General features: G+C 41.7%; 13 protein-coding genes. 11 read left to right on the plus strand and 2 right to left on the minus strand.

All coding sequences use genetic code 11. The features are described from left to right. Positions 1-67: 67 nt before the first annotated feature. The 4 genes from ACXACN_RS02865 (at position 68) to ACXACN_RS02880 (ending at position 3,713) form a co-directional block, all read left to right on the plus strand. Complete coding sequence (locus ACXACN_RS02865) at positions 68-784, plus strand: (Fe-S)-binding protein (RefSeq protein ID WP_474962169.1); 717 nt, start codon at positions 68-70, stop codon at positions 782-784. Between the two features lie 15 nt (positions 785-799). Continuing rightward, on the plus strand, positions 800-2,227 hold the full coding sequence (locus ACXACN_RS02870) for a LutB/LldF family L-lactate oxidation iron-sulfur protein (protein WP_474962171.1): 1,428 nt from the start codon (positions 800-802) through the stop codon (positions 2,225-2,227). After that, complete coding sequence (locus ACXACN_RS02875; RefSeq protein ID WP_474962173.1) at positions 2,224-2,928, plus strand: LutC/YkgG family protein; 705 nt, start codon at positions 2,224-2,226, stop codon at positions 2,926-2,928. The genes ACXACN_RS02870 and ACXACN_RS02875 overlap by 4 nt, the downstream gene beginning before the upstream one ends. 194 nt (positions 2,929-3,122) lie before the next feature. Further along, a complete protein-coding gene (locus tag ACXACN_RS02880; RefSeq protein WP_474962174.1) occupies positions 3,123-3,713 on the plus strand; it encodes a DUF2087 domain-containing protein in 591 nt (196 codons plus the stop codon). 138 nt (positions 3,714-3,851) lie between these two features. Here the strand turns inward: ACXACN_RS02880 and ACXACN_RS02885 are convergent, their stop codons facing one another. Beyond that, complete coding sequence (locus ACXACN_RS02885; protein ID WP_474962176.1) at positions 3,852-3,983, minus strand: hypothetical protein; 132 nt, start codon at positions 3,981-3,983, stop codon at positions 3,852-3,854. A gap of 217 nt (positions 3,984-4,200) precedes the next feature. Here ACXACN_RS02885 and fdhD point away from each other — a divergent pair, with 217 nt between their 5' ends. The 6 genes from fdhD to ACXACN_RS02915 all read left to right on the plus strand — a co-directional run bounded on the left by fdhD (position 4,201) and on the right by ACXACN_RS02915 (position 12,197). Then, on the plus strand, positions 4,201-5,004 hold the full coding sequence (fdhD, locus tag ACXACN_RS02890; protein ID WP_474962177.1) for a formate dehydrogenase accessory sulfurtransferase FdhD: 804 nt from the start codon (positions 4,201-4,203) through the stop codon (positions 5,002-5,004). Continuing rightward, positions 4,997-7,933, plus strand: coding sequence for a formate dehydrogenase subunit alpha (gene fdhF, locus ACXACN_RS02895; RefSeq protein WP_474962179.1), 2,937 nt, complete (start codon positions 4,997-4,999; stop codon positions 7,931-7,933). Before fdhD ends, fdhF begins: the two co-directional genes overlap by 8 nt. Then, positions 7,933-8,397: a helical membrane plugin domain-containing protein gene (locus ACXACN_RS02900; protein ID WP_474962180.1), complete on the plus strand. Its 465-nt coding sequence runs from the start codon at positions 7,933-7,935 to the stop codon at positions 8,395-8,397. Before fdhF ends, ACXACN_RS02900 begins: the two co-directional genes overlap by 1 nt. A gap of 421 nt (positions 8,398-8,818) precedes the next feature. Next, positions 8,819-9,922, plus strand: a complete 1,104-nt coding sequence (locus ACXACN_RS02905) for a DNA polymerase III subunit gamma/tau (protein ID WP_474962182.1) — start codon at positions 8,819-8,821, stop codon at positions 9,920-9,922. Positions 9,923-10,092: 170 nt separating this feature from the next. Next, positions 10,093-11,049, plus strand: coding sequence for a phosphotransferase enzyme family protein (locus ACXACN_RS02910; RefSeq protein ID WP_474962183.1), 957 nt, complete (start codon positions 10,093-10,095; stop codon positions 11,047-11,049). A 128-nt stretch (positions 11,050-11,177) separates the two neighbouring features. Continuing rightward, a complete protein-coding gene (locus ACXACN_RS02915) occupies positions 11,178-12,197 on the plus strand; it encodes a phosphotransferase (protein ID WP_474962185.1) in 1,020 nt (339 codons plus the stop codon). Between the two features lie 211 nt (positions 12,198-12,408). Here ACXACN_RS02915 and ACXACN_RS02920 read toward each other — a convergent pair whose 3' ends face one another. Beyond that, on the minus strand, positions 12,409-13,233 hold the full coding sequence (locus tag ACXACN_RS02920; RefSeq protein WP_474962187.1) for a GNAT family N-acetyltransferase: 825 nt from the start codon (positions 13,231-13,233) through the stop codon (positions 12,409-12,411). A 707-nt stretch (positions 13,234-13,940) separates the two neighbouring features. Here ACXACN_RS02920 and ACXACN_RS02925 point away from each other — a divergent pair. Continuing rightward, positions 13,941-14,732 carry a class I SAM-dependent methyltransferase gene (locus ACXACN_RS02925; RefSeq protein ID WP_474962188.1) on the plus strand — a complete coding sequence of 264 codons (792 nt, stop codon included), beginning with the start codon at positions 13,941-13,943 and terminating at the stop codon, positions 14,730-14,732. Positions 14,733-14,743 lie beyond the last annotated feature (11 nt).

Here is a 14,743-nt window from a genome sequence, read left to right on the forward strand (position 1 = left end):
GTCAGTATCCTTTCTCAAATGAGTAGTCATCTGATGACCTTATGTGTAAAAAGGAGGACGTAACCTTATGAAAGTTTCATTATTCATCACCTGTCTTTGCGACACGTTCACACCAGACGTCGGGAAGGACACGGTGCAACTGCTTGAGCGGTTCGGATGTGAGGTGGATTTTCCAGCGGCCCAGACGTGCTGCGGACAACCGGCATTCAATAGTGGATACAAACGGGAGTCGATGAAAGCGATGAAGCAGATGATCCAAGCTTTTGAAGATTCTCCATATATCGTCGGTCCCTCCGGTTCTTGTGTGCAAATGATCAAGGAATACCCCCATGTCCTGAAGGATGAACCGGAGTGGAGCGAACGGGCACAAGCGGTTGCGGATAAAACGTATGAACTGACGCAATTTTTGGTCGAGGTTTTGCAAGTGAAGGATGTGAAGTCCACGTTCCAAGGAACAGCTACTTATCATCCGTCCTGTCATATGACCCGTCTCTTAGGAGTGAAAGATGCGCCGAGAATTTTGCTTGAGAACGTAGAAGGCTTGAATTTGATTGAGTTGCCGTTGAAAGAAAATTGCTGTGGATTCGGGGGAACGTTCGCTGTAAAAAACGCAGCGGTGTCTGGTCAAATGGTGGCGGAAAAAGCGCAGCATATCGAAGAAACCGGCGCTGAGTATCTGATTGGTGGAGATATGGGCTGCCTCATGAACATGGGGGGCTGCATGCGCCGGAACAACCAGGACGTCAAAGTGCTGCATATCGCTCAAGTGCTGAACAGTCAATAAAAAAGGAGAGGTCAAATGGGGATTAGAATTGGGGATAAGCCTTATGCGGAAAGGATTCAGGCCGGGATCGACAACAGCTTTATGCGAAAGGCGGTTTCTTCTGCTCAAGGTCGCTTTCGAACCGGCCGTCTGAAGGCAGCTGAAGAACTCGGAGATTGGGAAGATTGGCGGACGCTTGGCGAAGAGATTCGTCATCATACGATGGAGAACCTGGACTACTATTTGCACCAGCTCAGTGAACAAGTGGAAAAACGTGGCGGAACGGTCTTTTTTGCTGAAACGGCTGAGGAAGCCAATGCTTACATACAAGAGGTCGCCAAGAAGAAGCAGGCGCGAAAAGTCGTGAAATCAAAATCGATGGTCACCGAAGAAATCGGTTTGAATGAAGCGCTGGAACAAAGCGGATGTGAAGTCGTGGAGTCGGATTTGGGAGAATGGATCCTCCAGCTCGATGAAGATCCGCCGTCCCATATCGTCACACCCGCCCTCCATAAAAATAAAGAACAAATCCGCGAAACATTTGCGAATAAAAAGGGCTATACAAAAACCGATCAGCCTGAAGAACTGGCCGCATTTGCCCGCGAACAGCTGAGAAAAGATTTCCTGGATGCAGATCTTGGTGTGACGGGATGTAATTTCGCGGTGGCTGAATCGGGTGCGGTTACGCTTGTGACGAATGAAGGAAACGCCCGCATGGTGACCGCTCTTCCTGATACCCACATTGCCGTCATGGGTATGGAGCGTGTCGTCCCTACGTGGGAGGAGCTGGAAGTCGTAGTCAGCTTACTTACGAGAGCAGCCGTTGGTCAAAAGTTGACGAGCTACATCACGGCACTGACAGGGACGCGCCTGGAAGACGAAACAGACGGTCCGGATGATTTCCACCTCGTAATCGTCGATAATGGGCGTTCGAAAATTTTAGGGACTGAATTTCAGTCCGCGCTCCATTGTATTCGTTGTGCGGCCTGTATCAATGCCTGTCCGGTGTACCGACACGTCGGCGGCCACTCGTACGGCTCGATTTATCCGGGTCCGATTGGGGCCGTCTTGACGCCTCTCCTTGACGGGTACGAAGACCATAAAGATCTGCCTTACGCATCTACCCTGTGCGCCGCCTGCACAGAAGCGTGTCCGGTGAAAATTCCGCTTCATGAACATTTGATCCGCCACCGTGAGATTATCGTCGAGCGAGAACAAATGGGAGAAAAGTCTGAAGCATGGATGATGAAAGGATTCGCCAAGTGGGCGTCGACGCCTGCTGCTTATAAAATGAGTACGAAAATGGCGCGGACTGCGATGAAACCGTGGACGAAAGACGAACAAATTGAAAACGGGCCAGGACCATTGAAAGGATGGACCGAGAGCAGGGATTTTCCAGCCCCGGCGAAGAAGAACTTCCGGGAATGGTACAAACAACGGGAAAAAAGGAGGGGAGAAGAATGACCGTTTACAACCGGACATCATTTTTGGATCGCGTGGCTGAAAACCTCGGCCGGGACCGGCGCACAGAAGTGGATCCCCCTTCGTATTCCGTCCAGCCGCAGGACCGCGTTTTCCAAGGCGCGACTCAGGATAAACTCATGGATAAGTTGGAAGCCCAGTGCGACGTCATTCATACTTCCTTTGAGCGGACAACGTTAGCATCTATTGGTGAGTGTTTACAAAAGGTGCTCACAAACGTTGAAGGTTCAAAAAAAGTCATCAGCGCAGGAGGACCGCGGTTGGATGAATATGGCTTGGCTGGTATTTATGATGAGCTGGGGAACGAAGGCTATGACCTCCGCATCTGGAATGAACAGGAGGGGGACGTCACCTTTGCCGAACAGGCCGGTGTCGGGATCGTCTTCAGTGACATCACGCTTTCAGAATCTGGAACGGTGACCCTTTTCAACGACAAACAGAATGGACGGTCCATCAGCCTTCTCCCGGAAACCTTCATCGCCATCATTCCGAAAAGTACGCTTGTACCAAGAATGACGCAGGCGGCGAGAGTGATTCATGAACAGGAGCAGAAGGGACACCCGGTATCATCATGCGTTAGCTTCATTACAGGGCCGAGCAATAGTGCGGACATTGAAATGAATTTGATCGTCGGTGTGCATGGTCCGGTGAAAGCGACCTATATCGTGGTGGAAGATGCATAAGTTTCAGTTCATACATGGATAACATAGCAGGACGTCCTGTATTGCTTTTTGTGTTTTTAAAAAGTAGCCCTCTTTAGGAAGAAGACGAATCTTCCTAAAGGGGGCTACTTTTTCTTCATATAAACCGCATTGACACATTCATCTAATTAGACTATTGTTTAATTAGATACACATTTAATTAGCGGGGTGGACATATGCAATTAGAAAAAATGGTGGCGTTTCATAAAGCGGTGGGAGATCCGACTCGCTTGCGGATCATCGCTCTGCTCAGGCAGGGACCGCTGCACGGACAGGCGATTGCAGGGAAACTCGGACTACGCCCGCCGACGATTACCCATCACTTGAAGAAGCTGAAAGATACGGGAGCGGTTTACTCGAGAAGAGATAAGAATACGATCTATTTTTATTTGAATGAACAGAACCTTCATTTTATGACGACCGCTATTCTAAGGATTGGAGATGATGAACGAGTGGTAGCTGAAGAAATGAAAGTCGAGGAGAAAGAACAGGCGAAAATCATTAAAAACTTCATCACCGTTGAAGGGAAACTGAAACAGATGCCGAGTCAACGGAAAAAGAAAAACGTTATTCTGTCTTATTTTGTCCAATGGTTTGACCATGGAAAAACGTATGACGAAAAAGAGGTCAATGCCTATATCCAAACCTTTTTCGATGATTTTGCGACCGTGAGAAGGGAATGGATCATGCAGCAGTTCATGTACAGAGAAAACAACCAATACGAATTGAACCCTGTGGAAATGTGGCCGGTCGTCGTCCAAAGGTGACGACATGGCTTCTTTTTTTGAGAATCTAATTAGATGTGTATCTAACTGGTTGTGGATGGAATGATTCACAGTCACTCTTATCGTTATTTGTTTTATTCATACGGGGTGTATTTTTTATTCAAAAATAGGAAAGCTCCTTCATTGGAAAAGGGAAAGGATATAGCCCCCAGCCGCAACGAGTGCAAATAGAGCGAATACAAGGAGAACAATCAATAAAAGGATGCCACGGATTTTTCGTAGGATTTGAAACAACGTGTCCAATACATTCATAAGCCTCACCCCTTTTTTATGGGTATGTTTAAAGGTTTATTACCTATTTTCTGTAAATATAAACACAAGCGAATGAATGAAGGATATTGGCTGAAGAATAGCGAAAATATGAAAGAGAACCATCATCCAGACACCTGTCCATCTATAGCTAGGGCAGGTGTTTGTTTTGTCGAACGAAGGGGAATAAGTAGGGAACCAATGGTAAGGGGGAGAGAACATGGGGACGCGATCGTGGCAGATTCATAGATTTCAAGAGAGAGAATGGACCTCTGAAACAGATGAAGTCGCTATCGAGTATCCGCTCACGGTGACTGTCAATGGGGAAGAATTCGCGACGATGGTCTGTACGCCGATGGACAAAGAGGAAATGGTCATCGGATTTCTCGCATCCGAAGGTTTGATTCGAAAGGTGACAGAGATCAAGGAGATGACGATCGATGAAGAGCGGGGATTTGCCTATGTGGAAACGACGATGAACCTTCCCGAGATGCAAAGGGGGCAAAAAAGATGGCTCGGATCCTGCTGCGGGAAAAGCCGAGCGTTTTATTTTCAAAGCGATGCGGCGACGGCTCGGACAGTATTGGATGAGAGCATCTTCGATCCTGATTTATGCTATCAGCTGATGGAAGAGTTCCAGTCTCAGGCAGGCCTGTTCCAACGGACAGGTGGAGTCCATCAGGCTGCCATCGCTACAGAAGATGGAATAATGAAAGCGTATGCAGACATTGGCCGCCATAACGCGCTGGATAAATTGTTTGGGTACTTACTGAAAGAAAACATAAGCAGAAGTGGCAAGATCGTTTTATTTACAGGTAGGATTTCATCCGAAGTCCTTTTGAAAATATCGAAAATGGGGTTTGGTGTCTTATTGTCGAAGTCAGCACCGACAGACTTGGCCCTTCAGCTTGCGGAAGACTTGAACATAACGGCTGTAGGCTTTCTACGGGGGGAGCGGATGAATGTGTACACGCATCCGAGGCGTATAGCTGCAGCTAGTGGAGGGGGAGTAACGATTGAATGAACATACAGTAGTGACGATCAATGGGAAAGAATTTTTAGCTGAAACCGGTCAAAACTTACTTCAATTGATGAACGAAGCGGAAGAACAGGTACCCCAGATTTGTTACAACGAATCGTTAGGCCCGGTCCAGACGTGTGATACGTGCATCGTCCAGGTCGATGGAGAACTATCGCGGGCATGTGGGACAAGTGTGAAAGCCGGAATGAAAGTCCAAACGAAACTCCCTCATGTACATAAGGCCCAGAAGGAGTCGTTGGACCGCATTTTAGAAAAACACGAATTATACTGTACGGTTTGTGATTACAATAACGGCTCTTGTGAGATCCACAACACCATGGCAGCGTTCGGACTTGAGCATCAGTCCCGTCCGTTCCAGCCGACGAGTTATGAAAAAGACAATTCCGGCTCATTTTACCGCTATGACCCGGATCAGTGTATCCTATGCGGTCGTTGTGTTGAGGTTTGTCAGGACGTCCAGGTGAACGAGACGCTGACGATTGATTGGGATCGCAAAGAACCTCGGGTCATCTGGGACAATGATGTTCCGATTGACGAATCATCCTGTGTCAACTGTGGGCAGTGCTCCACCGTCTGCCCTTGTAATGCCATGATGGAAAAAGGAATGGAAGGCGAGGCCGGGTTTTTGACTGATACCGAGCCTGGGATTTTGAAATCGATGATCAACTTGACGAAAAAAGTGGAAACCGGTTATGGCCCGCTTTTTGCCGTATCCGATACGGAAGCGGCGATGCGCGAAGAAGTCATACAAAAGGAAAAAACGGTGTGCACCTACTGTGGTGTCGGCTGTTCCTTTGATGTCTGGACGAAAGGAAGACAGATCCTCAAAGTGGAACCGAGTGCCGAATCGCCGGCGAACGGAATCTCTACGTGTGTGAAAGGGAAGTTCGGCTGGGATTACGTCAATAGTGAAGAGCGCCTGCAAAAGCCTCTTATCCGCCGCGGCGACCATTTTGAAGAAGTCGAATGGGACGAAGCGATCGCTCATGTGGCGGATCGCATGACTCAGATCAAGGAAGAAAAAGGGGCCGACCATCTGGCGTTCATTTCTTCATCAAAAGCGACGAACGAAGAATCGTATGTGATGCAAAAATTAGCCCGCCAAGTCATCGGTACGAACAATGTGGATAATTGCTCCCGATACTGCCAGGCACCAGCCACGAAAGGCTTGTTCCGTACGGTCGGATATGGAGGCGATTCCGGATCCATCGATGATATCGCAGCAAGTAAGTTTGTCTTGACGATCGGGTCGAATACCGCCGAATCTCACCCGGTGCTCGCTTCCAGGATCAAGCGTTCCCAGAAGCTGTTTGGGCAGAAATTGTTTGTCTTCGATTTGAGAAAGCACGAGATGGCGAAGCGCGCCGACCGCTTTTATCAGCCGAAATCCGGAACGGACCTCGTCTGGCTTTCCGCTGTAGCCAAGTACATTCTTGACCAAGGCTGGGAAGATAAGCACTTTCTTGAGGAATGGGTCAATGGTTTTGATGAATACTCGGAAAGCCTCGAGCCGTTCACAATGGAAAATGCGTCCAATTTAACGGGCATTCCTGAACAGGAATTGAAGGATGTCGCAAAAGAAATCGCCCATTCGGAATCCGTAGCCGTATGCTGGGCGATGGGTGTCACCCAGCATATGCTCGGAAGTGATACGAGTACGGCGATCAGTAACCTGCTTCTCATTACAGGCAACTACGGCAAACCTGGTACGGGTGCTTACCCACTCCGCGGCCATAACAATGTTCAAGGGTGCAGTGACTTCGGAAGCATGCCGAATTTCTTCCCTGGCTACGAAAAGACAACGGATGATGAAGTGCGCGCCCGCTATGAAAAAGCATGGGATGCGACAATCCCGAAAGAGCCGGGCATGGATAACCACCAAATGATTGAGGCGATCCATAATGGGGAGCTTTCCATGATGTACGTCATGGGGGAGGACACGGGGATCGTCGATGCGAACATCAACTACGTGACCGACGCTTTTGAAAAATTAGACTTGTTCATCGTGCAGGACCTTTTCTTAACGAAAACCGCTGAATATGCCGATGTAGTCCTGCCGGCGTCTCCAAGTCTTGAAAAAGAGGGCACGTTCACGAATACGGAACGCCGCATCCAGCGTCTGTATCAGAGCTTCGAACCGCTTGAAGGAACGAAGCCGGACTGGCAGATCATCCAACTGATCGCAAAAGAACTCGGCCGCAATTGGAACTACCAGCATCCATCTGAAATTATGCACGAAGCGGCAAGTCTTGCCCCGTTATTTGCAGGTGTGCATTATGACCGCCTCGAAGGCTATAAATCCCTGCAATGGCCGGTCGCAGAAGATGGAACAGACCAGCCGCTCTTATTCACGGAAGGATTTCCTTTTGAAGATAAAAAAGCTAAGCTGTACCCGCTGACGTATGAGCTTAAGTATGACACAAGTGAAGAGTATGACCTGCATGTCAATAACGGACGGTTGCTTGAGCACTTTCATGAAGGAAACATGACGTACAAATCAGAAGGCATCAGACGGAAGACGCCGAATGCCTTCATTGAAGTGTCTAAAGAGCTTGCAAAAGAACGCGGCATTGAGGAAGGGGCCGAAGTGAAGCTGATCTCAAAAACTGGAGAAGCCTCTGGTTTCGTAACAGTCACCGACCGCGTCCGTGGCAAGGAGATTTTCCTTCCACTCAACGACAACGGAAGGTCAGCCATCAACTTCCTAACAGATAACCGTGTCGATAAAGATACAAATACACCGGCCTACAAAGAAGTGGCGGTAAAAATGAAAGTGTTGAAGAAAAAAGGAAAATCGCCCATTCCACATAACAACCACCGTCGCGGCAACCCTGTTCCGCAAAAAGGTGTCCAAGTTCAGGAAAAATGGAAGCGTGAAGATTACACATTCCCAGGCAAGGGGGAACGATAATGGCCAAAGCGATATCAAAGATTAAAAGGTATGAAAGATCCCGTGAAGAGCAAATCGAGCAGGACGTCCGGGTAGTGAAAGAAGCCGTTGCTGACAATAAAGACTCCATATTGAAGGGCATCGAGCTGCTGAAGGCGCTCGACAACGGGGGAACCCTGGATTCTGTGACCGCTTTTGTGAAAGCGAAAGACGAAGCGGTTGCAAACGTCGTAAAAGAAATCGATAAAGACCAATATGAACCTTTGCTGCGCAACCTGCCTGAACTCGTTTTCCTTCTCGGAGAAATCAACGTCTCCGGCATCCGGGAGTTGAGCTCACGTTTGAATCACGGACTGGAGGAGATGGAAAGCGAAGGCACCACAGACAAAACATCGTTCTTCGATCTTGCTAAAGCTTTGAAAGACCCAGAAATCAACCGAAGTATAACAATGCTCCTCCACTTTTTGAAAGGGATGGGCAAGTGAAAAAACAATACCTGGCCATGGGGGTCAGGGTAACGACGATTTGCAGTGTTTTAGATCAGTCAGTAAAAAGACATACTCGTTCGGTGTGATTTTTCATAAGTCCAAGGTATTCGGTCATAATTCTCTAGAAAAATTATTATCATTTTAAGCACTATTACACCGCATGATTCTTCCAGCTAATTTTGACAAAGTTAAACCAGTGATGATTCCTTCCTAATAGAGGAATCATCACTGGTTTTTTGTTTTATCTCGAAACTGAGTCTTCAAGAAACGGGCAGGTTAGTTGAAGACTCAGTTTCGAGATAATAAATGAAGTTTTTGCTTATTTAATATGTTGCCGATTGTATTTTTGACCTTTTTTTGAAATAATTTGAAAAGATGTTATTGGATATATCTTCAAGGTAGGAGAGGTCAGGTAGAGATGAATAATGTTTATACTGCATATTATGATTTACTAGCAATGGCAGGCTTATTAAATATGAAAAATAATAAAAAATTCACAGCAGTACATGTCTATCCTTTGTTCCGAGATCTATGTTTAATGATATACCAAATTAACAGAGAGATTTTAAGCGACTCGATAGATCTGGATCCAAATATTAAAAAGATACGTCATAGGGTAAAGTTGTTCGAAAAGAAGAATAACTACAAGGTATATGAACGTATAGTAAGTCTACATAATCATCAGTTTGGCAGTGATGTTGATAATTTAGGTTTTTATTTAGAAGGAAATAAGCTAATTGGGAGTACACTCTATACTACTTACATATACAAAGATACTCAATTTTTTAGTACATACCCTAGAGAAACAAAAGCAAATGTATTTGCATTTGCCAAAATGATGGGACAAACGATAGGGGTGGTAATTGAAAAATTAAACGAGAAGTCAAATTATACTCTACCCAATCTTGAAGTCCCTTCATTTGATTTTGAAGACGAGACAGCTTATAGAGATAAAGACATATTGAATACTAGATTCTATACTGAAGCACAAAATCAAAATGTTGTATTAACGAGATTACTTCTTAGTTTGCAGGAAGTATCCACTTGTATTTGGCTTTATAATGGAATTTCCAGTGATTCAAACATTTTAGAAATAGATAATTATATTTTGTTAAGGCTTTTATCAATTAAAACAGATGAAGTCATGGATAATCTAAGAAATATGCGTAAATTCTTAAAAGAACCCTTCCATGAAGTAGATAAAAAATGTGAATATAAACTTACAGAAATATTGAATGGATTTGATAGTGATCTTAAAGATGAGTGCAGCAAACTTAGAAATATGATTCATTATAGCGAACATAAGGAAAACTTTTTGGATTATGTAGCTGACCAATTAACTAAGGATAGTAATTATATAAAAGAGCTTACTCATAGATTGATTTATTATTATATGTTCCCTCTGAATAATGTGATTTCTGATTACTTACAGATAAATCGTATTAATAGTATGAATTTAGCAGAAAAAGTTTTCAGAAGACTATACTCCGTAATTAAAGGAAGGGATTTTAGATCAAATTAATTTTCCAATTTGTCTTGGTTTCAAATTAAAAAATATTAGCCCCTTACTACATAACATAGTGGCTATCATGAATGTAACTTTTTAATAGACGGTTGGGAATATTCCATAAGAATCATATTTTCAAATGTATAACAATATAGCAAGATGTTTTGTACTTTTGAGACATAAAAATGGAGGTATTGAATTTAGTGCACGAAATACGCGAAATACTTAACAGAGTATATCCAGTAAATATTATTAAAGTTGAATCATTGACTGATGAAATTTTTAGATGCGCTGGTAAAGAAGATAATTACATTGCGAGGATTACAAACTATAAAAGTTTAGATGAACAATTAGAAGAGGTAGAATATACGGATTTCTTATATAAAGAAGGGTTTGGTGTGTCACCAACTATACCTTCTTTTAATGGTAAGGTTGTAGAAAGGATAACTCTTAAAAACAATGAAATCTTAACTGTTCTTTATAAATCTGCGCCTGGTAAACACCTATCAAGGAATGAGTGGAATGCAAATGTTTTAAAAGAGTTAGGCAGGCAAATTGGTAAGTTACATCGTTTATCAAAAAAGTTTGAAGAGCAACAAACAATTCGATATATCAATGATTGGCAGGACAACGAGGAATATGACTTTCTTAAATATATACCTAAAGAGGAATCAGGAATTCGGCAAATGGCAAGAGAGGTACTATCATCTATAAAAACATTACCTAAAAATGATTCGAATTATGGGCTATTACACGGGGATTTGTGGTTAGAAAACATACTCGTTGATAAAGGCTTGGATCTGACAATGGTTGATTTTCAAGATTGTGAGAAAAATTATTATATCTTTGACTTGGCTGTCCCGATATATAGTGCGCTGGAGTATTCATTTGTAGGCGGGGGTAACATCATTGATTATGGAAAAAGTATTACGAAAGCAATTATTGAAGGATACCAAGAGGAAAATTTGCTACCGTCAGAAATGTTAGAAAAACTTCCTCTATTTATTAAATTAAAAGAGTTATTTGAATACAATTTGATGCACATGTACTGGGATAAAGAAAATCTAACGGAAGAACAAATAAGAATCATGAACCATTTTAGAATGAGGATTGAATTTAATCACTCCATTCTTAATTTGTAACCGCCACTTATAATATCTCGAAATCAAGTTTTACATAAACGTGGATTTCTAAAAATAGGGGAAGTCTCTTTTGTAATATGTATTAATAATTATATACCCTATAGAAAGTCAAAAGGTGGATTGAAAAATTGAGTGATAGTCATAGTGATCTTCTACTTCAACAGCTATGTTTTAATGCTGATTTGGGAGAAACAGTTGGTCCCCCTGAACCAATTTATGGGGGACTATTACATAAAATGTACCTAATAAAAACTATAAAAGGTAAATATGCGGTTAAATTATTAAATCCCGAAATAATTAAAAGACCGGATGCAATGACGAACTATATTAACTCAGAAAAAATTTCAAACTTTGTTTCAAAAAACATACCGGCACTTCCAGCTAAAATAATTAACGGTAACTTTGTTAATGAAATAAATGACCAGTTCTATTTAGTGTTTAATTGGATTGAGGGAAGGAGCCTAAAACCCATAGAAGTTAGGGCTGAACATAGTAAGAAAATAGGTTCAATCCTTGCGGCTATACATAAAACTAACTTTGAGGACCTTAATATTAAATATGGTGAAATAAATAATGGTCATTTAAAAGAATGGGACTTTTATTTGAAGAAAGGTCAACAAGCAAGCTCCGAATGGACGGGGTTATTTAAAGAAAATATCGATAAACTTTATGAGTGGGATGCTAAGTCTAAGGAAGCAGCTGAAGCTATATCTTCAGAAACAGTTATTAGTCACAGGGATTTGGATCCGAAAAATGTTATGTGGAATCAAGACAGTCCAACTATAATTGATTGGGAGTCATCAGGTTATATAAACCCTATGCAAGACTTGGTAGAAACGGCGGTTTATTGGTCTGACGATGGACGGGGAGAAATAAATAAAGATCTATTTTCGTCATTCTTAAAAGGTTATAAAAATAATTATGGGAAACTCCAAGCAGATTGGATTCGGGTATTAGAAACTGGGTACTTAGGTAAGTTAGGGTGGCTTGAATACAACTTAAAACGTTCCTTAAGAATGGAATGTTCGGATGAAGATGAGCAAAAGCTAGGATCTGCTCAAGTAACTGAAACAATAATGGAACTTAGACAATATGAAAGTTCAATACCCACACTTTTTAATTGGCTTAACAATGAACGAAATGTTTAATGACTATTGTAAAAAGCTTTAGTGAATATCTTGAATTCAAGTCTTCAACAATTGTTTAATAAATACCAGTCGCTCATATTAATTTTAAAATGTCTGCACCAGCGTTCCGCTTTAGTGAACAAAATGTCCTTTGTAATTGAATTAGGGGATAAGTCCTTAAATTCTATACAAATGAAAGAAGAGCCAAGTCTTAGCTTGGCTCTTCTTTCAATTAAAATTCTGCGAAAATTGGTAACTTCAAACTAGGTTGGCTAATCTCTAGGTTACCCCTCACCATTAATTTATCAGGTGAATCATACTCAAGTACATTAAAACCTGTACTAAATTTATCAGGGTTGAAAAATAAATGGATTTCATGAAAGGGTTCAGGTATTAGAGAGCAAATCTTATCAAGATCAGGCAATGAACTACCTATTACATCAAATAATTCTAATTTATTGTCCACGACTTCGTACATAATCACTAAATCTAATGATGCTGAATAATAAACCAGGTTTTTCATATTCGGATTATACATATTTAGATAGAACGGGTGTTCATAGTTAACAGGATAAAATACTGAAGAACTAGGAACATTCTTCTTGAAAAGGTCTTGAATCTTTTTTAAATCATGTGAATCAAATACGTCGATGCTCTTCAGATCCGCACAGTGGGATCCTTTGTGGTTGTAATCTTTCACATAAAAGTACTCATTAAGGATGCGGAAACCGTATTTCTTATAAAGGTTTGGATCGGATGTTACCAAAAAGGATAGATTGTAACTTTCATCAATTTCGGCTAAAGCCTTCCTCATCAAAGTATTCATAAGACCTTTTTTCCTATAATCAGGGTGGGTCATAACTGATTGGATGCCTGCGGCTTTATGGAGCACACCATTTAAAAAGATAGGAAAATCAAAAGTGGAAACATTAGCCACTGCGTACCCTTCTGAAAAGAATGAATATGGTTTATAAGTAGGGTCCCAGAAACCACGGAAATAAAAGTCTTTAAATGTATTCTCAGGAATGCCAAATACAGTATTAAATAATGGATACAAGTTCTCTCGGAGTTTCGTGTCCTTAGAGTAGTTAGATTCGTACTTAAGCTGATTAATAATTTTATCCTCCCATATAATTTAATTTGATGGTTGGATTTTAATTGTTGGCATATGTAAACCCCCTTTAATACACAGTTGTATTATAAGCGATTTTTTGAAATAATCCAAATAGTGCCAAATTTATTTACATGTATGACAGGAAGATATCTTGATACTGAGTCTTATAGTAACGGGGGCAATTGCTTAATAGGAATACTCATCTTTTTCGCTAGCGAGCAGAATTGTTGATACTTTCCTATCCGTACAAGAATACAATTAAAAGTCAAAATTTGAATTGGAGGTATGTAAGTTGAAAGTTGAAGTTCTTATATTTGCAATAAGCATACTGTTAATGCCCTATTTTTTGTTCGAACTTATTAGTAAGATTAGCGAACAAGCAGGAGTCATATTACTAATCTCACCAATTTTTATGTTGGTATTGTTAATTTTCTCGGCAAGCCTTATTGTCATTCACTGGAAAGAGAAAAAAGAGACTGTAAATTAACTAAAAGAAAATAAATATTATTAATATATTGGGTGTGTTAGTTGAAGAACAAAGCCATATTATCTCGGATTCGAGTCTTCATGAAACGGGGGCTACTCTTAAATAAAAGGATTGAAAACAACTAGTGCATTATTAAAAGGTTGATGAGGAAAGGAGAATTAGCTTGGGGGTTTATGGAACAGACTTGTTTAAGGGTGCAGCAAGTTATTATTCAAGATACCGGCCAATGTATCCAGCATCTCTAATAAGATTTTTAGTGGAGGAGTTTTCGCTTAATGGTGAACAAAACCTGCTCGATTTAGGTTGTGGTACAGGTCAACTAACAATAAGATTCTCGGATTGGACTAACAAAATAGTAGGCATAGATACAGAGCCAGAAATGATAAATGAGGCAAGACGTCTTCACCAACAGGTGAGGGTGGGGAAAATTCAGTGGTTTAATGGAACGCTAGAACAATATAAAGAATCACATAATGACCAATTCACCCTTGTGACAATAGCAAAGGCTTTTCATTGGATGGACAGAGATAGGGTTTTAGAGGAGTTGTACGACTTGATTGATGAAGGCGGTGGAGTGGCTATCATCGATAATTATGATCCAAATAAATCGCTAAAACCTTGGCAACAAAAGCTGAATGAACTCATAGAAAAATGGTATGGGAAAGAACGGAGAGCTGGAAAATCCACCTATAACCACCCAGTTATTAGTCACGAAGAAGTCTTATCAAATTCAAAATTTGAAGTCGAAATACACACTTTACCTACATATGAAATCATTTGGACTATTGAGTCAATTCTAGGAAACTTATACTCAACTTCATATGGGGCAAGACGGTTTCTAGGCAATAAAGTTGAGGAGTTTGAAAAGGATGTCAAGCAGTCATTATTGAAGCTTTCCTCCTTTGGTGAGTTTAGAGAGACTGTAAATTTATCTGTAAAGCTCGGTAGAAAATAAAATAATTATCT

Source organism: Halobacillus sp. AWM4_238 (assembly GCF_056158265.1).